This is a genomic window from Mycobacterium sp. MUNTM1 (assembly GCF_054660795.1).
Genome location: NZ_BAAGDE010000060.1, coordinates 13,917 through 40,430, shown reverse-complemented (window position 1 = coordinate 40,430; position 26,514 = coordinate 13,917). Strand labels below are relative to the sequence as shown.

The 26,514-nt window shown below is 68.1% G+C and carries 22 protein-coding genes and 2 riboswitches; of the genes, 15 read left to right on the top strand and 7 right to left on the bottom strand.

Annotated elements, in window-relative coordinates; genetic code table 11:
* Positions 1–83 precede the first annotated feature (83 nt).
* A complete protein-coding gene (locus ACYQ8K_RS25470; RefSeq protein WP_459973414.1) occupies positions 84–533 on the bottom strand; it encodes a nitroreductase/quinone reductase family protein in 450 nt (149 codons plus the stop codon).
* A 122-nt stretch (positions 534–655) separates the two neighbouring features.
* On the opposite strand from ACYQ8K_RS25470, the gene ACYQ8K_RS25465 reads away from it, so the two are divergent.
* The 3 genes from ACYQ8K_RS25465 (at position 656) to ACYQ8K_RS25455 (ending at position 3,509) form a co-directional block, all read left to right on the top strand.
* Positions 656–1,339: a TetR/AcrR family transcriptional regulator gene (locus ACYQ8K_RS25465; protein ID WP_459973412.1), complete on the top strand. Its 684-nt coding sequence runs from the start codon at positions 656–658 to the stop codon at positions 1,337–1,339.
* Between the two features lie 129 nt (positions 1,340–1,468).
* On the top strand, positions 1,469–1,966 hold the full coding sequence (locus tag ACYQ8K_RS25460) for a VOC family protein (RefSeq protein ID WP_459973410.1): 498 nt from the start codon (positions 1,469–1,471) through the stop codon (positions 1,964–1,966).
* A 49-nt stretch (positions 1,967–2,015) separates the two neighbouring features.
* Positions 2,016–3,509 (top strand): FAD-binding protein, encoded by a 1,494-nt coding sequence (locus ACYQ8K_RS25455; RefSeq protein ID WP_459973408.1) that lies wholly within the window; start codon positions 2,016–2,018, stop codon positions 3,507–3,509.
* A 3-nt stretch (positions 3,510–3,512) separates the two neighbouring features.
* Here ACYQ8K_RS25455 and ACYQ8K_RS25450 read toward each other — a convergent pair whose 3' ends face one another.
* Positions 3,513–5,432 carry an ABC transporter ATP-binding protein/permease gene (locus ACYQ8K_RS25450; protein ID WP_459973407.1) on the bottom strand — a complete coding sequence of 640 codons (1,920 nt, stop codon included), beginning with the start codon at positions 5,430–5,432 and terminating at the stop codon, positions 3,513–3,515.
* Between the two features lie 70 nt (positions 5,433–5,502).
* Here ACYQ8K_RS25450 and ACYQ8K_RS25445 point away from each other — a divergent pair, with 70 nt between their 5' ends.
* The 12 genes from ACYQ8K_RS25445 (at position 5,503) to gcvP (ending at position 19,070) form a co-directional block, all read left to right on the top strand.
* Positions 5,503–7,146, top strand: a complete 1,644-nt coding sequence (locus ACYQ8K_RS25445) for an acetolactate synthase (protein ID WP_459973405.1) — start codon at positions 5,503–5,505, stop codon at positions 7,144–7,146.
* A gap of 50 nt (positions 7,147–7,196) precedes the next feature.
* Positions 7,197–9,527: an accessory Sec system translocase SecA2 gene (gene secA2 / locus ACYQ8K_RS25440; RefSeq protein ID WP_459973403.1), complete on the top strand. Its 2,331-nt coding sequence runs from the start codon at positions 7,197–7,199 to the stop codon at positions 9,525–9,527.
* Between the two features lie 52 nt (positions 9,528–9,579).
* The gene (locus ACYQ8K_RS25435; RefSeq protein ID WP_459973402.1) at positions 9,580–10,209 is read left to right on the top strand and encodes a CDP-alcohol phosphatidyltransferase family protein; all 630 of its coding nucleotides are present in this window, start codon (positions 9,580–9,582) and stop codon (positions 10,207–10,209) included.
* Positions 10,202–11,128, top strand: a complete 927-nt coding sequence (locus tag ACYQ8K_RS25430; RefSeq protein WP_459973400.1) for a DUF881 domain-containing protein — start codon at positions 10,202–10,204, stop codon at positions 11,126–11,128. Before ACYQ8K_RS25435 ends, ACYQ8K_RS25430 begins: the two co-directional genes overlap by 8 nt.
* Positions 11,129–11,183: 55 nt before the next feature.
* Positions 11,184–11,516, top strand: a complete 333-nt coding sequence (locus ACYQ8K_RS25425; RefSeq protein ID WP_064950365.1) for a small basic family protein — start codon at positions 11,184–11,186, stop codon at positions 11,514–11,516.
* A 197-nt stretch (positions 11,517–11,713) separates the two neighbouring features.
* Positions 11,714–12,478: a DUF881 domain-containing protein gene (locus ACYQ8K_RS25420; RefSeq protein ID WP_459973418.1), complete on the top strand. Its 765-nt coding sequence runs from the start codon at positions 11,714–11,716 to the stop codon at positions 12,476–12,478.
* Positions 12,479–12,506: 28 nt separating this feature from the next.
* Positions 12,507–12,905 (top strand): glycine cleavage system protein GcvH, encoded by a 399-nt coding sequence (gene gcvH / locus ACYQ8K_RS25415; protein ID WP_459973398.1) that lies wholly within the window; start codon positions 12,507–12,509, stop codon positions 12,903–12,905.
* 294 nt (positions 12,906–13,199) lie between these two features.
* A complete protein-coding gene (gene garA, locus ACYQ8K_RS25410; protein ID WP_007771376.1) occupies positions 13,200–13,661 on the top strand; it encodes a glycogen accumulation regulator GarA in 462 nt (153 codons plus the stop codon).
* Positions 13,661–14,413 carry a transcriptional regulator FtsR gene (gene ftsR, locus ACYQ8K_RS25405; RefSeq protein WP_459973396.1) on the top strand — a complete coding sequence of 251 codons (753 nt, stop codon included), beginning with the start codon at positions 13,661–13,663 and terminating at the stop codon, positions 14,411–14,413. The genes garA and ftsR overlap by 1 nt, the downstream gene beginning before the upstream one ends.
* 114 nt (positions 14,414–14,527) lie before the next feature.
* Positions 14,528–15,022 carry a bifunctional nuclease family protein gene (locus tag ACYQ8K_RS25400; protein ID WP_007771374.1) on the top strand — a complete coding sequence of 165 codons (495 nt, stop codon included), beginning with the start codon at positions 14,528–14,530 and terminating at the stop codon, positions 15,020–15,022.
* Positions 15,023–15,288: 266 nt separating this feature from the next.
* Positions 15,289–15,918 carry a MerR family transcriptional regulator gene (locus tag ACYQ8K_RS25395; RefSeq protein ID WP_459973395.1) on the top strand — a complete coding sequence of 210 codons (630 nt, stop codon included), beginning with the start codon at positions 15,289–15,291 and terminating at the stop codon, positions 15,916–15,918.
* A gap of 50 nt (positions 15,919–15,968) precedes the next feature.
* A riboswitch (glycine riboswitch) is annotated at positions 15,969–16,066 on the top strand.
* Positions 16,067–16,192: riboswitch (glycine riboswitch) on the top strand.
* A 52-nt stretch (positions 16,193–16,244) separates the two neighbouring features.
* Entirely contained in the window at positions 16,245–19,070 is a 2,826-nt protein-coding gene (gene gcvP / locus ACYQ8K_RS25390; RefSeq protein WP_459973393.1) for an aminomethyl-transferring glycine dehydrogenase, read from the top strand.
* A 17-nt stretch (positions 19,071–19,087) separates the two neighbouring features.
* On the opposite strand, the gene ACYQ8K_RS25385 is transcribed toward gcvP, so the two are convergent.
* The 5 genes from ACYQ8K_RS25385 to ACYQ8K_RS25365 form a co-directional block, all read right to left on the bottom strand.
* Positions 19,088–19,732: a TetR/AcrR family transcriptional regulator gene (locus ACYQ8K_RS25385; protein ID WP_459973391.1), complete on the bottom strand. Its 645-nt coding sequence runs from the start codon at positions 19,730–19,732 to the stop codon at positions 19,088–19,090.
* Between the two features lie 112 nt (positions 19,733–19,844).
* On the bottom strand, positions 19,845–20,810 hold the full coding sequence (locus tag ACYQ8K_RS25380; RefSeq protein ID WP_459973389.1) for an oxygenase MpaB family protein: 966 nt from the start codon (positions 20,808–20,810) through the stop codon (positions 19,845–19,847).
* A 32-nt stretch (positions 20,811–20,842) separates the two neighbouring features.
* Positions 20,843–21,733, bottom strand: a complete 891-nt coding sequence (locus tag ACYQ8K_RS25375; protein ID WP_459973387.1) for an oxygenase MpaB family protein — start codon at positions 21,731–21,733, stop codon at positions 20,843–20,845.
* A 298-nt stretch (positions 21,734–22,031) separates the two neighbouring features.
* Positions 22,032–24,185, bottom strand: a complete 2,154-nt coding sequence (locus tag ACYQ8K_RS25370; RefSeq protein WP_459973385.1) for a hypothetical protein — start codon at positions 24,183–24,185, stop codon at positions 22,032–22,034.
* Between the two features lie 97 nt (positions 24,186–24,282).
* Positions 24,283–26,487, bottom strand: a complete 2,205-nt coding sequence (locus ACYQ8K_RS25365; protein ID WP_459973383.1) for a malate synthase G — start codon at positions 26,485–26,487, stop codon at positions 24,283–24,285.
* Positions 26,488–26,514 lie beyond the last annotated feature (27 nt).

Genomic DNA, 26,514 nt, shown 5'->3' with positions numbered 1-26,514 from the left:
GACCCCACACCGGCATCGGCGGAAAAACACCCATCGACCGCCTACGCGTTCACAACCTGCCAGTGAAGAACAACTAGGGGTGGTCAGCTCACCGGGGTCAGCGCGAACACCGGAATCGACGGTGCGGCGGCGCGGAACTGTTCGTCGGTGCTGTCCGGGGTCAACCCGGCGACGTAGCCCTTGACCTGCCAATACCACCTGGCCAGGTAGCGCCGCAGCAGCTCGGGCTTGCCCGCGTCGTCGACCTCGTCGGCCCGTACGCTGCGCCGGTGCCAGCGCGGACCCACCTCGACGACGGACGCGGCCCGGACATTGCGTGCCCACTGGGTATTGCCGCGCGGCGAGACCAGATAGTCCACGCCGTCGACGGTCAGCAGGTTGATCACGACCGCACGTTGCTTCCCGGTTTTGCGGCCGCGGACCCGCAGCGCCCGAGTCCCGGCGATGCTGATTCCCGCCTCGGCAAGCCAGCGGATGAGCGCGTTGGCGGCGCGGGCGACCCGGTTCGGTTCTTCATAGCGGGTGGTGGACATGGTGCGGCCTCTCAGCGAATCCTGGTCGAACTTGTGAGAGCGGCGCTCTCTGATTTGAACACGCTGCCACAACCAGGCACGGAAAGCAAGAGCGGTGTTCTCGGTTGTGCCAGACTGGCCGCGTGGGCAAACGCCAGGAATCGCGCGAGCAGATCGAGGCGCGCATCGTCGAGCTCGGCCACCGACAGCTGGCGGAGCGCGGCGCGGCCGGATTGTCGGTGCGGGCGATAGCCCGCGACCTCGGCATGGTCTCCTCGGCGGTGTACCGCTACGTGTCCAGCCGCGACGAACTGCTGACCCTGCTGCTGGTGGACGCCTATTCCGACCTGGCCGACGCCGTGGATCGCGCCCGCCAGACGGTCGGGGACCTGTGGAGCGACGACGTCGTTGCCATCGCGCGGGCCGCCCGGAGCTGGGCCGTCGCGCACCCGGCGTGCTGGGCCCTGCTGTACGGCAGCCCCGTCCCCGGATATCACGCGCCGCCCGAGCGCACGGTCGCGGTAGGAACCCGGGTGGTCGCGGCGTTGTTCGACGCGGTGGCGGCCGGCATCGCCACCGGCGATATTCGGCTGACGAATGATCTTGCCCCGCAACCGATGTCATCCGACTTCGAACGGATTCGGCACGAGTTCGGGTTCCCCGGTGATGACCGGGTGCTGGCCAAGTGCTTCTTGTTGTGGGCCGGGGTGCTGGGGGCCATCAGCCTCGAAGTGTTCGGGCAGTACGGCGCCGACACGCTGACCGACCCGGAAACCGTCTTCGACGTCCAGCTGCGGCTGCTGGTGGACGTCCTCACCCAGCACTGACGGTCCGCGGCTCCAGGCGAGTGAATTAGAACGTGTTCACCCGGCGATTCAGCGGCCGGGCGGGCCCGCCATGGCAAAGTTTCTCGGCCCCTTTCTGGCCGCCCCACGGCTGGACTATTCTGCGAGGCGATGACGCTTCCCGTTCAGTCACCGACGCAAATCGCCTGGGTCACCGCCGACCTCGATGCCACCGAAACGGCCCTCACCGGCCTGTTAGGGGTGCGGAAGTGGGTGCGCATCCCCGATGTGCACTTTGCTCCGGACGCGTGCAGCTACCACGGCCGGCCCGCCGACTTCTTTGCCGGCATCTCGTTGAGCTACCTCGGCGACATGCAATTGGAGCTGATCCAACCGGTCCGCGGCGAGAACATCTATAGTGACTTTTTGTCCGAATCCGGGCCGGGTTTGCACCACATCTGCATGGAGGTCGAAAGCCCCGAACGACTGGAGGCGGCGGTGACCGAGGCCGCGCGGGGCGCCGCGGTTGTGCAGCGAGGCGTGATGCCCGGCGGCATCCACTTCGTCTACCTGTCGGCGCCGCAGGGGGGCGTGCCGTATGTGGAGCTTGCGTACGTCTCGCCCGAAATGAGGGCGTTTTACGACTACATCAAACAGGAACAGCGGTGAGCCGCGTCGGCGACGATGCGGAAACCGGCGATGAGAAGGAGCGGCGCCAATGAGCACGGAGATACCGGCAACAGTCAGTGCGGACGGCGTGACCGCGTGGTCGGACGACGTCGACGTCGTGGTGATCGGGTTCGGTATCGCCGGCGGCTGCGCCGCGGTGAGCGCTGCGGCGGCCGGCGCGCGAGTGCTGGTGCTCGAACGCGCGGCGGCGGCGGGCGGCACGACTTCGCTTGCCGGAGGTCACTTTTACCTCGGCGGCGGGACCGCGGTGCAGCAGGCAACCGGTCAAGACGACTCCGTCGAGGAGATGTACAAGTACCTGGTCGAGGTGTCGCGTGAACCCGAGCTCGACAAGATCCGCGCCTACTGCGAGGGCAGCGTCGAGCATTTCAATTGGCTGGAAGACCTGGGTTTTCAGTTCGAGCGCAGCTATTACCCGGGCAAGGTCGTCGTCCCGCCGGGCACCGAGGGGCTGAGCTACACCGGCAATGAGAAGGTTTGGCCCTTCTGCGAGCGGGCCAAACCGGCACCGCGCGGGCATTCGGTGCCGGTGCCCGGCGAATTGGGCGGCGCCAGCATGGTCGTCGACCTGCTGCTCAAGCGCGCCGACGCCCTGGGCGTGCAGATCCGCTACGAGACCGGGGTCACCAACCTGGTCACCGGCGACGACGGCGCCGTGGTCGGCGTCGCATGGAAGCATTTCACCGAAACCGGTGCCATCAGGGCCAAGTCCGTCATCATCGCGGCGGGCGGATTCGCGATGAACCCGGAGATGGTCGCCGAGCACACACCCGCCCTGGGCCAGGAGCGGCGCACCAAGCATCACGGCATGGTGGCGCCCTATATCCTGGGCAATCCCAACGACGACGGGCTGGGCATCCGGATGGGCGTGTCGGTCGGCGGCGCGACCAAGTACATGGACGAGCTGTTCATCACCGCGGCGGCCTATCCTCCCGAGGTCCTGCTGACCGGTGTGATCGTCAACAAAAAGGGCCAGCGGTTCGTGACCGAGGACTCCTACCACTCGCGCACTTCGGCTTTCGTGCTGGAGCAGCCCGAGCAGACGGCGTACCTCATCGTCGACGAGGCGCACACCGAGATGCCGGCCATGCCGCTGATCCGGTTCCTCGACGGTTACGAGACGATCGCGGAAATGGAAGCGGCGCTTGGCATTCCGGAGGGCAACCTGGCGGCCACGCTGGATCGCTACAACAAGAACGCCGCCGCGGGCGAGGATCCCGATTTCCACAAGCAGCCGGAATTCCTTGCGCCACAAGACAATGGCCCGTGGGCGGTGTTCGACCTGTCGCTGGGACGGGCGATGTACTCGGGATTCACCATCGGCGGCCTCGCGGTGACGGTCGACGGCGAGGTCCAGCGGGCCGACGGCAGCGTGGTGCCCGGTCTGTACGCCGCGGGCGCGTGCGCATCCAACCTCGCCCAGGACGGCAAGGGCTACGCCAGCGGGACGCAGCTGGGCGAGGGGTCGTTCTTCGGCCGCCGCGCCGGAGCGCACGCGGCCCGGCGGGCCGGGGGAGCGTAGCCGCTAGACCTGCGCGGGTTCCTTCTCGACCGGGCCCAGTTGCCAGGGGCCGCCGCCGAGCAGGTGCAGCTGCTGTTCGTGGTGCTGTTCGACGGTGGGCCGGTGGCTCACGCTGACCATGACGCACTCCGGCAACTCGGACCGAATCAACTGATACAGCGCGAATTCCAGGCCTTCGTCCAGCGCGGAGGTGGCCTCGTCGAGGAACACCGCCTTCGGCTTGGTGAGCAGGATGCGCGCGAACGCGACGCGCTGCTGCTCGCCCGGCGACAGCACCTTGGCCCAATCGTGGTCTTCGTCCAGCCGGTTGATCAGCGGCGCCAGCGCCACCTTGGTGAGCACGTCGTGCAGCTGCTCGTCGGAAATGTTGTCCGGCGAATTCGGATAGGCCACCACGGTGCGCAGATTGCCGAGCGGCACATACGGCAGCTGGGACAGGAACATCGTCGCGTTGTCGCCGTCGGGTCGGCACAGGGTCCCCGAGGCGTAGGGCCACAGTTCGGCCAGGCTGCGCAGCAGCGTCGTCTTGCCGGCCCCGGAGCGGCCGGTGATCACCAGCGTGTCGCCGTGGTCGAGCTGGATGTCCAGCGAGTCGACCAGCTGGTCGCCCTCCGGAGTGCGCACCTCGATGCCGCGCAGTTCGACCGCCGACTCTTCGCTGGGCTTGACGAGAATGGCCGGCAGCGCGCGACCCTTGCTGTTGGCGTCCACCAGCCCGTGCAGCCGGATGATCGCCGCGCGAAAGGCCGCGAACGCGTCGTAGTTGTTGCGGAAGAACGACAGCGAGTCATTGATGTTGCCGAAAGCCTGCGCGGTCTGAGTGACATCTCCGAAGGCGATCTCCCCGGCGAACAGGCGCGGCGCCTGAATCGCCAATGGCAGCGGGATGATGGTCTGCGTCGCCGACCAGTTCCATCCGTTGAAGATGATGGTCCGGCGGACGAACCTGCGGTAGTTGTCGATCACCGGCGTGAAGCGCCGCCACAATTGGTCACGTTCGACGCGCTCGCCGCGGTAGAAGCCCACCGCCTCCGCGGCGTCGCGCAACCGTACCAGGGCGTAACGGAATGCGGCGTTGAGTTTCTCGTTGTTGAAGCTCAGCCAAATCAGAGGGCGCCCAAGCCAAATCGCGACCACCGTCACGATCAAGACATAGATCAGGACGGTCCAGAACATCGCACGCGGCACGTTCACGCCGAAGAGATCGAAGTTCCCGGACAAATTCCACAGAATCGCGGCGAACGAGATCACCGATGCCACCGCGTTGACGGCGCCGAACAGCAGGGTGTTGGTCGTCCCGTTGGACGGGATGTTCGGGGTGCCGCCGACTCCCGCGGTGAAGATGTCGACATCCTGCTGGATGCGCTGGTCGGGGTTGTCAATGGTGTTGTCGATGAACAGGTCCCGGTAATACGCGCGGCCTGCCAGCCAGTCGTCGGTGAGATGGCCCGTCAGCCACATGCGCCAGGCAATGATGAACCGCTGCGTCAGGTAGATGTCGAGGATCACCCGGGCGATGAAGATGGCCGCCAGCAGGATGAAGATCCCGAGTGAGACCCAAAAGTTGTGGATCCCGGAGCGTTTGACCTCGTCATTACCCGTGGCGAGCCCTTTAAGTGCCACCTGCAACGCCGTGTACATGTCGTTGCTCTGATAGCTGAACAGCACGTTGAGCCGGACCGAGAAGAGCACCAGCAGCAGCAGCACACCGAGCCCTAGCCACGCCTTGACGCTGGTCGGTCCGACGAAGTAGCCGCGCGTGATCCGCCAGAATTGGCGGCCCCACGGGGTCAGATACCTGGCGGCGACCAGCGCGGCCAGCAGACAGATGGCACCGATCACCCACGCGATGGCGAGCCACCGCAGTGAATCCTGAAATGCCGACGACCAATCGATGGACGGTTTGAACAGCTTTGAGTCCAATTTCGGCGTCTCCTTCTGCGGTCGGCACTTCCCCGCAAGCTACCCGAGCGATTCTCGATAGGCTGCGCAGATGAGCATCGACGCTCCATCCAGCCAGACCGTACATGCCGGCCGGCTCGTCGCGCGGCGCCTGCGGGCCAGCGGCGTCGACACCGTCTTCACGCTGTCCGGCGGCCACCTGTTCTCCATCTACGACGGGTGCCGCGACGAGGGTATCCGGCTGATCGACACCCGTCACGAGCAGACGGCGACCTTCGCCGCCGAGGGGTGGTCGAAGGTGACGCGGACGCCGGGCGTGGCCGCGCTGACGGCGGGGCCGGGCATCACCAACGGGATGAGCGCGATGGCGGCCGCGCAGCAGAACCAGTCGCCGCTGGTGGTGCTGGGCGGACGGGCGCCGGCGCAGCGCTGGGGCATGGGCTCGCTGCAGGAGATCGACCACGTGCCGTTCGTGGCGCCGCTGGCCCGCTTCGCCGCCACCGCACAGTCGGCCGACGACGCCGGCCGGCTCGTCGACGACGCGCTGCGCGCGGCGGTCGGTGCTCCGTCGGGGGTGGGGTTCGTCGACTTCCCGATGGACCACGCGTTCTCCATGTCCGAGGATGACGGCCGGCCGGGCGCCCTCGTCGACCTGCCGCCGGGTCCGGCACCCGACGGCCAGGCGTTGAGCCGCGCCGCCGCGCTGCTGTCCGCGGCGCAGCGGCCGGTGATCATGGCGGGCACCAACGTCTGGTGGGGGCGCGGGGAAGCGGCGCTGCTGCGCCTGGCCGAGGAACTCCAGATCCCGGTGCTGATGAACGGGATGGCCCGCGGTGCCATTCCCGCCGATCATCCGTTGGCGTTCTCCCGGGTTCGCGGAAAAGCGTTGGGGGAGGCCGACGTTGCGCTGATCGTCGGGGTCCCGATGGATTTTCGGCTCGGCTTCGGCGCGGTGTTCGGGGAGCAGACCCAACTCATCGTGGCGGACCGGGTCGAGCCGGAACGCCGCCATCCGCGGCCGGTGCAGGCTGAGCTCTACGGCGACCTGTTGACGATCCTCGCGGCCCTGGCCCCCGCCACGGGGACCGACCACCGGGACTGGATCGGGGAACTGCGCACCGCCGAGACCGCCTCGCGCGCCAAGGAGAAGGCCGAGCTGGCCGAAGACCGCAGCCCCCTGCACCCCATGCGGGTGTACGCGGAGCTCACACCCATGCTGGATCGGGACGCGATCATCGTCATCGACGCCGGTGATTTCGGGTCCTACGCCGGGCGGGTGATCGACAGCTATCAACCGGGCTGCTGGCTGGACAGCGGCCCCTTCGGCTGCCTGGGGTCGGGCCCCGGCTACGCGCTGGCCGCCAAGCTCGCCCACCCGGACCGTCAGGTGGTGCTGTTGCAGGGCGACGGCGCGTTCGGCTTCAGTGGCATGGAATGGGACACCTTGGTCCGGCACGACGTGCCGGTCGTCTCCGTGATCGGCAACAACGGCATCTGGGGGCTCGAACACCACCCGATGAAGGCTCTCTATGGCTACTCGGTGGTGGCCGAGCTGCGTCCGGGGACCCGCTACGACGAGGTGGCGCGCGCGCTGGGCGGCCACGGCGAGCTGGTCGCCGCGCCCGGCGACCTGCGGCCCGCGCTGGAACGCGCCTTCGCCAGCGGGCTGCCCGCTGTCGTCAATGTGCTCACCGACCCCGACGTCGCCTATCCACGCCGCTCGAACCTCGCGTGAGCCCGCCCGCAGCCGCTCGCGCCCGGGGGCGGGTCACGTACCGTTGACCTGTGCCTAAGACGACCCGCGCTCAACCCGGCCGGCTGAGCAGCCGCTTTTGGAAGCTGCTCGGCGCCAGCACCGAAAAGGACCGCAACCGCTCCCTCAGCCAGGTCACCGCCTCGTCGGAGTACGACGACGAGGCGTCCAAGCTGACCGACGAGCAGCTGCGCAAGGCGGCCGGGCTGCTCAACCTCGAGGACCTGGCGGATTCCGAGGACATCCCGCAGTTCCTCGCCATCGCGCGCGAGGCGGGCGAGCGGGCCAGCGGGTTGCGGCCGTTCGATGTGCAGCTGCTGGGCGCGCTGCGCATGCTGGCCGGCGACGTCATCGAGATGGCGACCGGTGAGGGCAAGACGCTCGCGGGCGCGATCGCCGCGGCCGGATACGCCCTGGCCGGGCGGCACGTGCACGTCGTGACCATCAACGACTACCTGGCCCGTCGCGACGCGGAGTGGATGGGCCCCGTCATCGAGGCCATGGGTCTGACGGTCGGCTGGATCACCGCCGAGTCCACCAGCGAGGAACGCCGGGCCGCGTACGGCTGCGACGTCACCTACGCCTCGGTCAACGAGATCGGGTTCGACGTGCTGCGCGATCAGCTGGTCACCGACGTCGCCGACCTGGTATCGCCGAATCCGGATGTGGCGCTGATCGACGAGGCCGACTCGGTGCTGGTCGACGAGGCGCTGGTCCCGCTGGTGCTGGCCGGAACCACGCACCGCGAGACCCCGCGGCTGGAGATCATCGAGCTGGCCGGCCAGCTCGAGGCCGGCACCGATTACGACACCGACGCCGACAGCCGCAACGTGCACCTGACCGAGGTGGGTGCGCGCAAGGTCGAAAAGGCGCTCGGCGACATCGACCTCTACTCCGAGGAACACGTCGTCACCACCCTGACCGAGATTAACGTCGCGCTGCACGCGCACGTGCTTTTGCAGCGCGACGTGCACTACATCGTCCGCGACGACGCGGTGCACCTGATCAACGCCGCGCGCGGGCGAATCGCGCAGCTGCAGCGCTGGCCGGACGGCCTGCAGGCCGCGGTCGAGGCCAAGGAGGGCATCGAGACCACCGAGACGGGCGAGGTGCTGGACACCATCACGGTGCAGGCGCTGATCAACCGCTACGCGACGGTGTGCGGCATGACCGGCACCGCGCTGGCCGCCGGCGAGCAGCTGCGCCAGTTCTACAAGCTCGGCGTATCGCCAATTCCGCCGAATGAGCCCAACATTCGCGAGGACGAGTCCGACCGGGTGTACATCACCGCCGCCGCCAAGAACGACGCGATCGTCGCGCACATCGCCGAGGTGAACGAGACCGGGCAGCCGGTGCTGGTGGGCACCCGCGACGTGGCCGAATCCGAGGACCTGCACGAGCGGCTGCTGCGCCGCGGCGTGCCCGCGGTCGTGCTGAACGCCAAGAACGACGCCGAGGAAGCCCAGGTGATCGCCGAGGCGGGCAAGTTCGGCGTGGTCACCGTCTCGACGCAGATGGCCGGGCGCGGGACCGACATCCGCCTCGGCGGCTCGGACGAAGCCGACCACGACCGGGTCGCCGAGCTGGGCGGGCTGCACGTCGTCGGGACCGGGCGGCACCACACCCAGCGCCTGGACAACCAGCTGCGCGGGCGCGCCGGCCGTCAGGGCGACCCGGGGTCGTCCGTCTTCTTCTCCAGCTGGGAGGACGATGTCGTCGCCGCCAACCTCGACCACAACAAGCTGCCAATGGACACCGACGAGGACGGCAGGATCGTCAGCCCGAAGGCGGCGGGCCTGCTCGACCACGCGCAGCGCGTGGCCGAGGGCCGGATGCTGGACGTGCACGCGAACACCTGGCGCTACAACCAGTTGATCGCCCAGCAGCGGGCCATCATCGTCGATCGGCGTAATACGTTGCTGCGCAACCCAACCGCGCGCGAGGAGCTCGCCGAGCTGGCGCCCAAGCGCTACGAGGAGCTGGCCGAGACCGAAGGAATCTCCGAAGAGCGCCTGGAGACGATCTGCCGGCAGATCATGCTCTACCACCTCGACCGCGGCTGGGCCGACCACCTGGCATATCTGGCCGACATCCGCGAGAGCATCCACCTGCGCGCGCTGGGCCGGCAGAACCCGCTGGACGAGTTCCACCGGTTGGCGGTCGACGCGTTCGCGTCGCTGGCCGCGGACGCGATCGAGGCCGCCCAGCAGACATTCGAGACCGCGAACGTGCTCGACGAGGAGCCCGGACTAGACCTGTCCAAGCTGGCGCGGCCGACCTCGACGTGGACGTACATGGTCAACGACAACCCGCTGTCGGACGACACGCTGTCCACCCTGAGCCTGCCCGGGGTCTTCCGCTAACCGCGCGTGCGTGGCCAGCCGCGCTCTCGCGGTTGGGCTAATGTCACGGCACATGGAGCCGGTGCTTCCGCCCAACCGGGTGCTGACGGTGCCCAACGTGCTCAGCGCTGTGCGCCTGGCGCTGATCCCGGTGTTCGTCTACGCCCTGCTGGTCGCGCACGCCAACGGGTGGGCCGTCGCGATCCTGATGTTCAGCGGCGCCTCGGACTGGGCCGACGGCAAGATCGCCCGGCTACTGAACCAGTCCTCCCGGCTCGGTGTGCTGCTCGACCCCGCGGTGGACCGCCTCTACATGGTGGCGGTGCCGATCGTGCTGGCGTTCAGCGGAATCGTGCCGTGGTGGTTCGTCGTCGTCCTGCTCGCGCGCGACGGCCTGTTGGCGGCCACGCTGCCGCTGCTGTGGAGCCGCGGGCTGTCGGCGTTGCCGGTGACCTACATCGGCAAGGCCGCGACGTTCGCGCTGATGTCCGGCTTTCCGCTGGTGCTGCTGGGCACCTGGGACGCGCTGTGGAGCCGCGTCATCGGCGCCTGCGGGTGGGCGTTTTTGATCTGGGGCATGTATGCCTACCTGTGGGCGTTCGTGCAATATGCGGTGCAGATGATTCTGGTGCTGCGACGCATGCCCAAGGTCGACCGCGCTTCTCGTCCGTCGGCCGCGGCGAAGGTGGCTGACCATGGCTGACGTCGACCGCCTGCTCGGCGGCTATGACCCCAACGCCGGTCACGGCGCGCATGTGGCGTCGCGGCCCAAACACATCCCGGTGCCGTCGCTGCTGCGCGCGCTGCTGTCCGAGCACCTCGACCCCGGCTATGCCGCCGCGGCGGCCAAACGCGGGTCCGCCGACGCGCCGCGCGACGGACGTCAGCGCGTGTTCGGTTGGCTCTGGCAGGCGGTGGCGGCGCTGCTGATCGCGACGGTCTTCGCCGCCGCGGTCGCCCAGGCTCGCTCGGTGGCGCCCGGTATGCGGTCCGAGCAGGAGCTCCTGCTGGGCAATGTGCGCTCGACGGAGGGCTCCGCGGCCAAGCTGAACCAGCGCCGCAGCGAGCTGGCGAGGCGCGTCGACGACGTGCAGCGGCACGCCCTGGCCGAGGACGCCGAGGGGCAGCGGCTGCTGAAACGTCTTGACGCGCTCAGCCTGGCGGCGGCCAGCACGGCGATCATCGGGCCCGGGCTGAAGGTCACCGTGACCGATCCCGGTGCCAGCCCGAACCTTTCCGACGTATCCAAGCAGCGGGTCAGCGGCAGCCGGCAGATCATTCTGGACCGCGATCTGCAGCTGCTGGTCAACTCGTTGTGGGCGAGCGGCGCCGAGGCGGTTTCCGTCGGCGGCGTGCGGATCGGGCCGAACGTCACCATCCGGCAGGCCGGCGGCGCGATCCTGGTCGACAACAACCCGACCAGCAGTCCGTACGCGGTCCTGGCGATCGGGCCGCCGCGCGCGATGCGCGATGTCTTCGACAACAGCCCGGGCATGCAGCGACTGAGGCTGCTGCAGATCTCCTACGGCGTCGTGGTTACCGTGGACGTCGCCGACGGACTGACGCTTCCCGCCGGATCGACGCGAGATGTCAAATTTGCCAAGCAGATTGGGCCACAGTGAGAGAAGTCCTGAACCGACAGATTCCCCTGTGTGAGACGCGGACGGGAAACCAAGCATGATCGGTATCGCAGCCCTGGCGATCGGCATCGTGCTCGGCCTGGTTTTTCATCCCGCGGTGCCCGAAGTCGTCCAGCCCTATCTGCCGATCGCCGTCGTCGCGGCGCTGGACGCGGTGTTCGGCGGGTTACGGGCATACCTGGAGCGGATTTTCGATCCGAAGGTCTTCGTTGTCTCCTTCGTGTTCAACGTCTTCGTGGCCGCCCTGATCGTCTACGTGGGCGACCAGTTGGGCGTGGGTACGCAGTTGTCCACGGCCATCATCGTCGTGCTGGGCATCCGCATCTTCGGCAATGCCGCCGCGCTGCGCCGCCGGCTGTTCGGGGCGTGAGGCGCGCCGGCGACGATGCAGAGCGAAGCGATGAGGAGGAGCGGCGCCGTGAGCCACGTGAGGTCAACGTGAGCCAGGATCCGGAAGATCGCAACGCTGACGGACGCGCCGCCGGCGGCCAAAGTGGCGACGGGCCAACCGGGGCCGGTCGCCCCGGTGCGACGCCGGAACAGGGCGCGCCGCGCGGCCGTCACGAACTGGCCGCGAAAAGCCCCCGTCCGGAGATCGGCCCGCTGCACCGCACCGGGCTGTCCGGCATGGTGCGCGGCGGCCGGTCCCGGATGGTGTTCGGGACGCTGGCCGCCATGCTGTGCCTGCTGCTGGGGCTGGCGATCGTCACCCAGGTCCGCCAGACCGAATCGGGTGACGCGCTGGAGACGGCCCGCCCCGCAGACCTTTTGGTGCTGCTGGATTCGTTGCGGCAGCGCGAGGGCACGCTCAACACCGAGGTGAACGAGCTACAGAACACGCTGAATTCGTTGCAGGCGTCCGGCAACAACGACCAGGCCGCCATCCAGTCGGCGCAGTCCAGGCTGGCGGCGCTGTCCATTCTGGTCGGCGCGGTCGGCGCCACCGGCCCCGGCGTCACCATCACGATCGAGGACCCCGGACCCGGGGTTTCGCCCGAGGCGATGCTCGACGTGATCAACGAGTTGCGCGCCGCCGGCGCCGAGGCCATCGAGGTCAACGACGCACACCAATCGGTGCGGGTGGGTGTCGATACCTGGGTGGTGGGTACGCCTGGGTCGCTGATCATCGACTCCAAAACCCTGTCGCCGTCGTATTCGATTCTGGCGATTGGCGATCCGCCCACCCTGGCCGCGGCGATGAACATTCCCGGCGGCGCGCAGGACGCCGTCAAGCGCGTCGGTGCGCGAATGTCCGTGCAGCAGGCCGACCGAGTGGACGTCACCACCTTGCGGCAACCAAAACCGCACCAATACGCTCAGCCCGTCAAGTGAGCACCATCCGAACAGAACAGGATCACCCGTGAGCGATATCCCGCCCGATCTGCGCTACACCGCCGAACACGAATGGGTTCGTCGAAGTGGGGATGACACCGTGCGCGTGGGCATCACCGATTTTGCGCAGTCGGCGTTGGGCGATGTCGTTTTCGTTCAGCTGCCCGACGTGGGCACCGAACTGACCGCGGGTGAATCCTTCGGCGAGGTCGAATCGACAAAATCGGTGTCGGACCTCTACGCCCCGGTGTCGGGCACTGTGTCCGCCGTCAACGGCGATCTGGACGGCAGTCCGCAACTGGTGAACTCCGACCCGTACGGGGGCGGTTGGTTGCTGGATGTGCAGGTATCCGACGCAGGCGAATTGGAGTCGGCCATTTCTTCGCTGCTCGACGCGGAGGCCTACCGCGGAACGCTCACCGAATGACGATTGCTAATGTCCCTGCAGCCCCGCGCGGCCAGCGCGCGGTGCAGCCAGGGTGCGGGGAAATCGAGGTTTCGGATCGTCAGGTGGTGGGCGCATTGCAAGCCGGTGCGCGGTACCGTCGACACATCGACCTTTGAAGTCTCTCGAAGATCGCTGAAAGACACGTGAAAAACTCTTGAACGTACGAAACGGCAGTAAACGGCATACCGGGCAAGCAAACCTGGTGCACAAGCCGGCCGAGCGGCCCGGACAGACAACGCCACAGCAGCCAGTGAGGAGCAGCGCGTGACGGACATGGACAACGACCAGAATTCGGACGAAGTCACGGTGGAGACGACTTCGGTCTTCCGTGCCGACTTCCTCAACGAGCTGGACGCTCCCGCACAGGCGGGTACCGAGAGCGCGGTATCCGGAGTCGAAGGACTCCCGGCCGGCTCGGCGTTGCTGGTCGTCAAGCGTGGACCGAACGCGGGCTCGCGGTTTTTGCTGGACCAGCCCACCACGTCCGCCGGTCGGCACCCCGACAGCGACATTTTCCTCGACGACGTGACCGTCAGCCGCCGGCACGCCGAATTCAGGTTGGAAAACAACGAATTCAGCGTGGTCGACGTTGGTAGTCTCAACGGCACCTACGTCAATCGTGAGCCCGTGGATTCCGCGGTGCTTGCCAACGGTGACGAGGTGCAGATCGGCAAGTTCCGCTTGGTGTTTCTGACCGGACCCAAGCAGGGTGAGGATGGAGGATCTTCAGGCTAGTGAGCGCACCCGATAGCTCGGCACTGGCCGGGATGTCGATTGGGGCGGTCCTGGAACTGCTGAGGCCGGACTTCCCCGATGTCACCATCTCCAAGATCCGCTTCTTGGAGGCCGAGGGGCTGGTGACGCCGCAGCGGGCCGCGTCGGGGTATCGAAGGTTCACCGCCTATGACTGCGCGCGGTTGCGGTTCATCCTTACCGCGCAACGTGATCACTACCTGCCGCTTAAGGTCATCAGGGCGCAACTGGACGCCCAGCCCGACGGTGAACTGCCGCCCGTCAAGGGTCCGTATTCCGTGCCGCGCCTGGTGTCCGTGGCGGGCGCCGGAGAAGGCGCCGGGGCGGACGCGGGCTCTGACACCTCGGCGGTGGCCCCCAGTCACGTCCGGCTCAGCCGCGAAGAGCTGCTCAACCGCGCGGGCGTGGGCGACGACCTGCTGATCGCGCTCCTCAAGGCCGGGGTCATCACCACCGGGCCCGCAGGTTTTTTCGACGAGCACGCCGTCGTCATCCTGCAGTGCGCGCGGGCGCTGTCGGATTACGGTGTCGAGCCGCGGCATCTGCGCGCCTTCCGCTCGGCCGCTGATCGCCAGTCGGACCTGATCGCCCAAATCGCCGGGCCGGTAGTCAAAGCCGGCAAGGCCGGTGCCCGCGATCGCGCAGACGATTTGGCGCGCGAGGTCGCGGCGCTCGCTATCACGTTGCACACGTCGTTGATCAAATCCGCCGTTCGCGACGTTCTGGATCGCTGAGGACTAGACTTCGGTCGACAGCTTGGTTTTCGGCAGCAGGGCGGATTTTTGACCTCGCCGTCCACTGGCGGTTACCAATCCAACCGGCGCCACTAATGCGGAGGGCAGACACAAATGGGTGAAGTTCGTGTTGTCGGCATTCGCGTAGAGCAGCCGCAGAACCAGCCGGTGCTGTTACTGCGCGAAACCAACGGTGACCGTTACCTTCCGATCTGGATCGGTCAGTCGGAGGCCGCCGCCATCGCTCTCGAGCAGCAAGGCGTTGAGCCCCCGCGCCCGTTGACGCACGATCTGATCAGGGATGTCATTGCCGCGCTTGGGCATTCGCTGAAAGAGGTCCGGATCGTTGATCTGCAAGAGGGCACTTTCTACGCTGACCTGGTGTTCGACCGCAACATCACCGTGTCGGCGCGGCCCTCGGACTCGGTGGCGATCGCGCTGCGGGTCGGCGTTCCGATCTATGTCGAGGAAGGCGTGCTCGCCCAGGCCGGCCTGCTGATCCCCGACGAGAGCGACGAGGAAGGTGGCACCGCCGTCCGGGAGGACGAGGTGGAGAAGTTCAAAGAATTTCTCGACAGCGTGTCCCCGGACGATTTCAAGGCCACCTGACGCGCCCACCAGCGGTTGGGGCCGCGGGCCCGGCTCGTTTAGCCTGGCCGGAGACATCACGGATGCATCTCAAAGCACACCGCGATGTCGACACGCTGTCGGATAGCCCGCGCACTTGGCCACGCGGCAGCCATACTTTGATCGCGACTACAGGCGCGGCGGCTATCAGCGTAAGCTCTACAAGCACTCGGGCCTGAGCAAACGTGGCTGCGATGCAGCCATAGACGCAGCTAACGACGAGAGCGCGATCGCGGAGAGGAACCACCGTGAGCGAGCAGCCACGCCAAGAGCAGCTCAACCTAGCCGACAGCGGTAACCCGGCGGCCAGTGACCGTCCCGTCACCGTAGCCAGCGCACCCGTGCAGCCCGGACTTTTCCCGGACGACTCCGTGCCCGACGAACTGGTCGGATACCGCGGTCCGAGCGCCTGCCAGATCGCCGGCATCACGTACCGGCAGCTGGACTACTGGGCACGCACCTCGCTGGTGGTCCCGTCGATCCGCAGCGCGGCCGGCTCCGGCAGCCAGCGGCTGTACTCGTTCAAGGACATCCTCGTCCTCAAGATCGTCAAGCGGTTGCTGGACACCGGCATCTCGTTGCACAACATCCGCGTCGCGGTCGATCACCTGCGTCAGCGCGGTGTCCAGGATCTGGCCAACATCACCCTGTTCTCCGACGGCACCACCGTTTACGAGTGCACGTCGGCCGAAGAGGTCGTCGACCTGCTGCAGGGCGGGCAGGGCGTCTTCGGCATCGCCGTGTCGGGCGCCATGCGCGAGCTGACCGGCGTCATCGCGGACTTCCCCGGCGAGCGGGCCGACGGCGGCGAGTCGATCGCCGAGCCCGAGGACGAGCTGGCGTCCCGGCGCAAGCACCGCGACCGCAAGATCGGCTGAGCGGCGCGCCCGCGCCGGCTCCGAGCGGCCGAGTAAACTGGGCTGCGCATCGCATTCGAGCGGGAGAGTTCCGTGGCTGCCAGCCACGGGCGCCGAAGGAGCAACACCTCTCCGTCAACCTCTCAGGCACCCGGACCGCGCGAAATCATGATGCCTCTGGAAAGCGGCGAGGACCCCCGTGGTCTGCGCCCGCCGATGGGGAAAGGCGCTCGGGCAGCACCGGGCACCGAATCTCTCAGGCGCCCGGCGAACGGGTGAAGACAGAGGGAGAGGGCCGTTAGTCCTCTGCCTCGATATGTCTCTGCCCGCCTACTCAGGAGTTTCCAGTGTCCGATCAACACACTTTCGCGGCTCGGCACATCGGCCCGGACGGCCAGGCCGTCGCGGCCATGCTCGCCGTCATCGGCGTCGACTCGCTCGACGAACTGGCCGCCAAGGCGCTTCCGGCCGGTATCCTGGACCGGCTGACCGACGGTGGCGCCGCGCCCGGTCTCGACCGGCTGCCGCCGGCCGCCACCGAGACCGAGGCGCTTTCCGAGCTGCGGGCGTTGGCCGAGGCCAACACGGTGGCCGTGTCGATGATCGGGCAGGGCTACTACGACACGCTCACGCCGCCGGTGTTGCTGCGCAACATCCTGGAGAACCCCGCCTGGTACACGGCCTACACGCCGTACCAGCCCGAGATCAGCCAGGGCCGCCTCGAGGCACTGCTGAATTTCCAGACGATGGTCGCCGACCTGACCGGCCTCGAGGTCGCCAACGCCTCGATGCTCGACGAGGGCACCGCGGCGGCCGAGGCCATGACGTTGATGCACCGCGCGGCGCGCGGGAAGGCCAACCGCCTGGCGGTGGACGCCGACGTCTTCGCGCAGACCGCGGCCATCCTGGCCACCCGGGCCAAGCCGCTGGGCATCGAGATCGTCACCGCCGACCTGCGCGGTGGTCTTCCGGACGGCGATTTCTTCGGCGTCATCGCCCAGCTGCCCGGGGCCAGTGGCCGGGTCACCGACTGGACGGGCCTGGTGGAGCAGGCGCACGACCGGGGCGCGCTGATCGCCGTGGGCGCCGACCTGCTCGCCATGACGCTGATCACGCCGCCCGGTGAGATCGGCGCCGACGTCGCCTTCGGCAGCACTCAAAGGTTCGGTGTGCCAATGGGATTCGGTGGGCCGCACGCCGGCTACCTGGCGGTGCACGCCAACCACGCGCGTCAGCTGCCGGGCCGGCTGGTGGGCGTGTCGCTGGACGCCGACGGGTCACCGGCCTACCGGCTGGCGTTGCAGACGCGCGAGCAGCACATCCGCCGCGACAAGGCGACCAGCAACATCTGCACCGCGCAGGTGCTGCTGGCCGTGATGGCCGCGATGTACGCCAGCTACCACGGCGCCGAGGGCCTGACCGCGATCGCGCGCCGGGTGCACGGTCACGCCGAGGCGATCGCCGCCGCCCTCGGCGATGCGTTGGTGCACGACACGTACTTCGACACCGTGCTGGCCCGCGTGCCCGGACGCGCCGCCGAGGTGATCGCCGCGGCCAAGGCCCACGGCATCAACCTCTGGCGGGTCGACGACGACCACGTGTCGGTGGCCTGCGACGAGGTCACCACCGACGAGCACGTCGCCGCCGTGCTCGAGGCCTTCGGCGTGCAAGCCGCCCAGCCGATGTGCGCCGGCCTCGCAACCCGCACCTCGGAGTTCTTGACCCACCCCGCGTTCACCCAGTACCGCACCGAGACCGCGATGATGCGCTACCTGCGCACGCTGGCCGACAAAGATATTGCCTTGGATCGCAGCATGATTCCGCTGGGCTCCTGCACCATGAAGCTCAACGCCGCCGCGGAGATGGAACCGATCACCTGGCCGGAGTTCGCCCGCCAGCACCCGTTCGCGCCCGCGTCCGACACCCCCGGGCTGCGCGGCCTGATCGCCGACCTGGAGACCTGGCTGGTGCAGATCACCGGCTACGACGCCGTCTCGCTGCAACCCAACGCCGGTTCGCAGGGCGAGTACGCCGGCCTGCTGGCCATTCACGACTACCACGCCAGCCGCGGGGAACCGCACCGCGACATCTGCCTCATCCCGTCCAGCGCGCACGGCACCAACGCGGCGTCGGCGGCGCTGGCCGGGATGCGGGTGGTCGTGGTGGCCTGTCACACCAACGGCGACGTGGACCTCGACGACCTTCGCGTCAAGGTCGGCGAGCACAGCGACCGGCTGTCGACGCTGATGATCACGTATCCGTCCACGCACGGCGTCTATGAGCACGACATCGCCGAGATCTGCGCGGCCGTGCACGACGCCGGCGGCCAGGTGTACGTCGACGGCGCCAACCTCAACGCGCTGGTCGGTCTGGCGCGGCCGGGCAAGTTCGGCGGCGACGTCAGCCACCTGAACCTGCATAAGACGTTCTGCATCCCGCACGGCGGCGGCGGACCGGGCGTCGGGCCGGTGGCCGTGCGCTCGCACCTGGCGCCGTTCCTGCCTGGCCACCCGCACGCCCCCGAGCTGCCCCAGGGGCACCCGGTGTCCGCGGCGCCCTACGGGTCGGCCTCAATCCTGCCGATCAGCTGGGCCTACATCAGGATGATGGGCGCCGACGGCCTGCGTGCGGCATCGCTGACCGCGATCGCGTCGGCCAACTACATCGCCCGGCGCCTCGACGAGTACTTCCCGGTGCTCTACACCGGCGAGAACGGCATGGTCGCCCACGAGTGCATCCTGGATCTGCGCGGCATCACCAAATCCACCGGTGTCACCGTCGACGACGTGGCAAAGCGGTTGGCCGACTACGGTTTTCACGCGCCGACCATGAGCTTCCCGGTGGCCGGCACGCTGATGGTGGAACCCACCGAGAGCGAGACCCTGACCGAAGTCGACGCCTTCTGCGACGCCATGATCGCCATCCGCCGCGAGATCGACCGGGTGGGCGCGGGGGAGTGGACCGTCGACGACAACCCGTTGCGCGGCGCACCGCACACGGCCGAATGCCTGGTCGTCAGCGACTGGGATCACCCGTACACGCGGGAGCAGGCCGCCTATCCGCTGGGCAAGGAGTTCCGGCCCAAGGTGTGGCCGCCGGTGCGGCGCATCGATGGCGCCTACGGCGACCGCAATCTGGTCTGCTCGTGCCCGCCGGTGGAGGCCTTCGCCTGACGGTCGCGCGTCGAGTTTCAGCCGGGCGCCGGCGCCGGGGCCTGCACCACCAGCGGCACCAGGTAGCGGCGGGCGAAGTCGCGGGCCTGATTCAGGTTGTAGATCGGGATGACCGATTTCGGCGTCTTGACCAGCGAGATGATCAGCCGTCCGATCATTTCGCCGACCACCTCGGCGTCGAGATCGGCGGCCAGTTCGCCGCGTTCCTGCCATCGACGAAGCCAGGTGGCGATGTAGCCGCGGGTCATGGCGATCAGGTTCTCATCGGTGAGGTAGGCGGAAAGTTCACCGGCGGCGGGTGATTCGCGGATGCTGCGGGTGAGCAGCTTGGGCGCGGAGGCCTCGTGGACGAAGGCCGCGAAGACTTCCGCGATCCCCTCCTCCGGTGTCGCCGCCCGGCCCGCGACCTCGGAGACCAGCGTGCTCAGCCGCAGCGATTCGTCCATGATGGTGAGCCGCACCAGGTTTCGCTTGTGCCGGAACCGGCGGTAGACCGTGGCGACACCGACACCGGCGGTGTCGGCGATGTCCTGCATGGTGGTGTTGGAGAATCCGCGTTCGGTGAAGCAGGTGCGGGCCGCGGTGACGATGGTCCGGGCCGTCGGGTCGAGGGTGGCCAGACCGTCGGGCATCAGGCCCAGCACCATCGCGGGGTCTACCATCTGGCCTCCAGCCGATCGGGATATCGCGTCGTTTCTGCGCGGTATCAGCGTATTCGCCCGCGGGTGCGGTCAATGCCTGCGGGTGCGCCGCAGCGTCGACCTCTGGCGCGGGTCAGGCGCGGCCCGGCGCGGCGAACGAGTCGAGCAGCACCGAGCGGTAGCGGTCGCGCAGCCGCTCGTACTGGTACCGGTTGTAGGCCAGGGGCTCCAGCGTGAGCCGGCGCGGCAACCATCGCCAGCCCAGCTGCAAGGCGGCAACGTAGACGGCGAACTCGAGCTGCTCGCGCGTGCCCCACCGCACGCCGAGCAGCCCGCGCATGGTGGGATGGGCGACCGCGGCCGAGCAGACGACCACCGGCCGGGACGCCAGCGTCGTCATCACCGGCCATACCAGCCGCAGCAGTGGCCGGATCCGCCGGGGCAGCAACAACTTCGGGATCGGCGGCGCGACGAAGCTGCGGTTGGCGAATTGCAGAAAGTCGTTGTCGGACAGATCTTTTGCGGCGACCGCGTTGTAGTACTCGAGCATGTCGTGCAGGGTCGCCGGCAGTTTCGCCTGCTTGCTGGGCAATTCCAGGAATTGCAGCTCCGCCCGCAGCGTCTGGTAGACGACCTCCTTCTCGGCGGCGGTGAGCCGACGACCGCACACCCGCAGATACGCCTGATACAGGAGGTTAAGCCCGCTCACAGCCACCCAGATCCACACCTCGGGATCCAATGCGCTGTATCGGGTGTCGCTGAACGAGTCCTTGCCGGTGCCCCGCACATCGCGGTGCAATCGTTTGAGGTCGGCCCGCGACGTCCGCACGTCGGAGCTGTCGCCGAAGGTGGCCAGGGCGGTGAACGCGGCGCTGCGGATGCCGCGGTCGGTGAAGTTGTCGGCGAACCGTCCGCTGCGGTCCACCGCCGCGGCGATCTCCCGGTGCGCCACCTGGTCGAGGGCCAGCCGACCGAATGCCGCCGCCAAGGGCGAGCCCGCGAACCACCGGACGTCGTCCGCCAATTCACGTTGCGTCGCATCAGGTTTGAACGTGGCGCCGGGTCCGCTGCCCCCCAGGAAACTCGCCGACGTCGTCATGCAGCTCCTCCTTTGCTAGGCGAGAGTTCGGGTCACACCACGGTCGCCCCGGTGATGCGGCGCAACCGCATGTCCCACACCACCGCATGAACGCCCAGCCGCATCAAGAACCGCGGCGTGAACAGGTCCAGCACCCCGAGAACGCGCTGCCAGCGGTCGAACCGGCGTTGCTGCGCGTCCGACCAGCCGAACCCGAGCTTGTCCCGCAGTTGCGCGGGCAGATAGCCCAGGGTCATGAACAGGTTCCAGCTGCCGAACAGCGCCGGGATGGGGGCGGGCAGGAAGTTCAGGCGCGCGATGCCGATCAGATAGACGCGCATCCGTTCGTCGAAGTCGAGCCGGTCGAGCTGCTGCTGCCAGTAGCGGTCGGCGGCCGCCCGATCGGCGGGCCACATGTCGGGCGGCACCTGCAGTGTGGTGGCGAACACCGATGCGGCCCGGTGAATCGTTTCGCGGTCGTGGCGGGATCGACCGCCCCGCAGCCTGCGGGTGTCCTCGAAGACCGCGGCCATGCAGGACGCCACCCAGAGCTGTAACGCGGGGTCGAACGCGTTGTAGCGCACCGGGCTGTGCGGACCGGACCGCACCGGGACGTGCGCGGCGTTGACCGCTTCCCGATACACCCTGCGATCGCTGGCATTTCCGGCGATGGCCACCGCAATGTAGGTGAACGTGGTGCGGGCCCGTTTGAAGGGGTGCTTGTGCAGGTTGCCGCTGTCGACCGTGCTCTCCATCACGCCGTAGGCCACGCCCGCATTCGCCAGCTGCATCACCACGTTCGCCGCACCATAGGCCGGGGTCAGCCAGGGCGACATCTCCTCGGCCAGAAACGACGTGTTGGCCGAATCGGTGTCCGCCCGCTGGGCCCGCCGATCCGGCGGGGCGGCCGGGAGCTCGGGATCGGTGGGTAGGGGATGGGCCACGTCGCCGCCTTCCTGGATCGACCTCGAACGAATTCGGGCGCGTCCGCGGAGCCTCGCGCCTGATAGAAACTCAGCCGAATTCTATCGTCGAGTGTGGCACAGTCCGTCATCATTTGACAGAGACGGCGAGAGATTCGGTCGGGATCGGCAAGGCGGCCATGCCTTTCGCCGCGTCCGACCTGCAGATTTCGCGAGCGCCGGGCGCGTGGCGGAGCCGCCATCGCCGGTAAGCCGAACCGATCCGTCTATCACCGAACGCGCCGGGCGCCACGCGGCACGGCCGCGGCGACTCGCGCCGTCAGCTCAGAAAGGCGTTGACCGCCGACGCGAGATCGGGGGACGCCGACGTCGCGAGATTCTGATAGCCACCGCCGCTGAGCTGGGCGACCGCTTCCCAGGTCGTCCGGTCCGGGTCGGCGCCGAAGTCGATGACATTCACCGCAATGGGTTTGGCCGGATCGGCGCTCTTGCGGATGAAATCCTGTAGCCCCGGCCCATCCAGCGTCTGGTCGGTGTGCGGTCCCGAGGTGATCAGCAGGATCGAATTCGTCTGTCCCGCATGGTAGTTGGCCTGCATTTCCTGGTAGAGCATCCGCAGCGTGGTGAAGGACACCGCGCCGCCGCCCGACGAGTACTGCTTGTCCAGCGCGGCGGCCAGCGCAGCCGAACGCGGCTGGCCGTTGACGGCGTCGGACAGCGGGCCGCTCGCCACCTCGGAGCGGCCCTCGTGGCCGTCGAACGTCCACAGCCCCACCACCGCCGTGCCGGGCAGCGCCTTGATCTTGTCCTGCAACACCCCGACCACGTTGGCCAGCCGGGACTTCCCGCCCTCCTGGCCGGGCATCGACTGGTCGAGCATGACGGTCGTGGCCTGTCCGCTCGACGGGCTCGCCATCGCCTCGGCGAGGGTGGCCCGTATCGGCTCGTCGCCCACCGACAGCGCGGCCGGCAGCGCCGGGAAGTCGGTGACCGGACTGCTGGGCGGTTTGACCCCGTTGACGCGGAAGCCGGCCTTCGCCAGCTTGGCCAGCTGATCGGACTTGTGCATGAAACGCGAGAACTCGCTGGCCGCCGAGGCCTGTTCCCGGCTGAGCCAGGAACCACTGAGCAGCACGGTGGGGTAGTCGGCCACCGCGGCAGAGCCGGGTGGCAGCCAGAACCCCAAGGCGCCCTTGGCGTCTGGCAAGGATTGGCCACGCTGGAACAGCTGCTGCTCGGTGGTGATGACAGCGTGCACGGGCGCGGTGGTGGGGTCGCCGGGCTTCAGCAGCGCGTTCATCGCCTCGTTGAGCGAGTTGTCGGCCAGCTTGGGTTGTGCGCTCAGCAGGCTGCGCACCGCGCCGGTGCCCTGCGTCACCGGGGCGCCGGGCGGTACCGACGCGGCCGCCACCGCCTCTCCGGCCAGAAACGATGCGTCCCCGTTGCCGTTCATCGGCAACGCCAGCCGCAGCGACCCCCACGCGGGTAAGTTCAACCCGGCCAACGCATTCGGGTTGGTTTGCAGCCCGGGCAGCGCCGCCCAGTTCTGGTTGGACAGGGCCGGGGCGAGTTGGGGGCGGATGGCCAGCACCACCGGCGAGGTCACCAGCGAATGGCTCTCGGTGACCGTCTTCTGGGCCGTCGCCCCGGCCAGCCGGGCGGCCGAGATCGAGCTACCCGGAATCCACAGCGCCGGCTGGCCGCCCAGGTCCGCGGGCCACTTGCCGATGAAGCCGTTCAGCACGGCGTCGGAGTTGGCCGGCTTGACGCTCACCACCATGCAGTGGTCGCCGATCGGCCCGGCGGATTTGTTGTAGCTTTCCGCTGATTGCTGGACGGAATCGGCGATCGACGGGTCTGCGACGACGGCCACCGTCTCCTGGCCGCCCGAGCAGCGGCCCGCCGCCGTGTGCGATCGCTTGGACAGCGCGTCACCGAAGAAGCTCCACAGGATCACCGATCCCACCACGACGACGACCGCGACCAGGGCCACGATCACGCCGATGCTGACGCCGCGGCGGCCGCCCTCGCTGCGATGACCGCCCAGCCGATCGGCGAGCCCGCGATGCCCACCCCGGAAGAGCGACGGCGAGGCCGGCGGCTCCGGGCTCGACGTGGCAGCGGACCGCGACGGAAACTCCGGGTAGTCGTCGGCGGCGCTGTCTACGTAGGAATCCTCGGCCGCGTAGAGATCGTCGTCCGCAGCGAAGCCCCCGTCGTCTGGATGGCGACGCTCGTCGGCGTAGTAACCCTCGTCCGAGTAGTCACCCGGGACCGAGTAGTCACCCGCGACCGAATAGTCACCCGCGACCGAATAGTCATCGTCGTCCGAGTAGAGGTCGGCGTCCTCGTCGTCGCCGACGTCCCGGTAACGGTGTCCCGCCTCGTCACCGCGGGACGGCTCGTCGACGACGTCGTGGCGAGGTGGCTCGTCGAGGAAGTCGTCAGGGTCGGGCGCACTGTGCCTACCCATAGCAGTGCCCGCGGCCTTTCCGTCGATCCATTAGCTCGGCGCCGATTTTAGTCATCGCCGGCACTATTACACGTTCGAACCCGATTTGAGCGCAGGCTCAATTCGACTGCGCGGCGTGTGCCTTGGCCTCACGCCGACGGCGGTGCAGGATCGGCTCGGTGTAACCGTTGGGTTGCTGCGTTCCGGTCAGGATCAGATCCTGTGCGGCGAGGAAGGCCAGGCTGTCGTCGAAGTTCGGCGCCATCGGCAAGTACGCCGCGTCCTTGGCGTTCTGCTCGTCGACCAGCGGGGCCATCCGCTCCAGGCTGGCCCGCACATCCTCCTCGGTGATCACGCCGTGGCGCAGCCAGTTGGCCAGCAGCTGGCTCGAAATCCGCAGCGTGGCACGGTCTTCCATCAGCGCCACGTCGTGAATGTCGGGCACCTTCGAGCAGCCGACGCCCTGCGCGACCCAGCGCACCACGTAGCCCAGGATGGACTGGCAATTGTTGTCGACCTCTTCGCGGATCTCCTCGGGAGCCCAGGCCAGCTCCTTGGCCAGCGGGATGGTCAGCAACTCCTCGATCTTGGTGCGCTTCTGGCCGGCCAGTTCCTCCTGCACGGCGCCCACGTCGACGTAGTGGTAGTGCATCGCGTGCAGGGTGGCCGCGGTCGGCGAGGGCACCCACGCGGTGGTCGCGCCCGCCTTCGGCTGGCCGATCTTCTGCTCGACCATGTCGGCCATCAGCTCGGTCATCGCCCACATGCCCTTGCCGATCTGGGCCTTGCCCTTGAAGCCGGCCGCCAGGCCGATGTCGACGTTGGCGTCCTCGTAGGCTTTGATCCAGGTGCTGTTCTTCATCGCGCCCTTGCGGATCATCGGCCCGGCCTCCATCGAGGTGTGGATCTCGTCGCCGGTGCGGTCCAGGAAGCCGGTGTTGATGAACACGACCCGGTCGGCCGCGGCCTTGATGCATGCCTTGAGGTTGACGGTGGTGCGTCGCTCCTCGTCCATGATGCCGACCTTCAGGGTGCCCTGCGGCAGGCCCAGGACGTCCTCGACGCGGCTGAACAGCTCGCAGGTGTAGGCGACCTCCTCGGGCCCGTGCATCTTGGGCTTGACGATGTAGATGGACCCGGTGCGGCTGTTGGCCAGCGGGCCGTTCGCGTCACCGGTCTTGAGCCCGTGGATCGCGGTCAGGCCGGTGAACAGGGCGTCCATGATGCCCTCGAACACCTCTATTTCTTCGTCGCCTTCGCTCCTGACGATCGCGTCGTTGGTCATCAGGTGACCGACGTTGCGGACGAACAGCAGGCTGCGGCCGGGCAGGACCAGTTCGCCCTCGCCGTCGGGTGTGCTGTAGGTGCGGTCCTCGTTGAGCACCCGGGTGAAGCTCTTGCCGTCCTTGGAGACCTCTTCGGACAGGTCGCCCTTGTTCAGCCCGAGCCAGTTGCGGTAGCCGAGCACCTTGTCGTCGGCGTCGACGGCGGCCACCGAGTCCTCGAAGTCCATGATCGTGGTGATCGCCGATTCCAGGACGACGTCCTTGATGCCCGCGGAGTCGGTCTTGCCGATCGGCGATTCGGGGTCGATCAGGATCTCGATGTGCAGGCCGTGGTTGACCAGCAACACCGACCAGTTGGGGGAGCCGAGCTCGCCGGTGTAGCCGGCGAACTTCTCCGGGTCGGCCAGGCCGACGGAGCCGTCGGCGGTCGCGACCTCGAGCCGGCCGTCATCGACGGACAGGCCCGTCGCGTCGGCCCACGACCCGGATTCCAGGGGCACCGCCTCGTCGAGGAACTTGCGCGCGTAGGCGATCACCTTGTCGCCGCGGACCTTGTTGTAGCTCGTCCCCTTCTCGGCGCCGTCGTCTTCGGGGATGACGTCGGTGCCGTACAGGGCGTCGTAGAGCGAGCCCCACCGGGCGTTGGCGGCGTTCAGCGCGAACCGCGCGTTGAGCACCGGCACCACCAGCTGCGGGCCGGCGGTCGTGGTGATCTCGTCGTCCACACCGGAGGTGGTGATGGTGAAGTCCGCGGGTTCGGGTTGCAGGTAACCGATTTCGGTGAGGAACTGGCGGTACTCGTCGACGTCGAGCGGGGCGATGACACGGCTCCGGTGCCACTTGTCGATCTGGGCCTGCAGCTCGTCGCGGCGGCGCAGCAAGTCCTGGTTCTTGGGGGTGAGGTCGGTGACCACCTTGTCGACGCCCGCCCAGAAGCTGTCCGGGTCGATGTCGGTGCCGGGCAACGCCTCGTTGTTCACGAAGTCGTAGAGCACTCGGGCGACGCGCAAGTTCCCCGCCGACACGCGATCAGTCATGATTCTCCTCCGTCATGGGCCGCACCG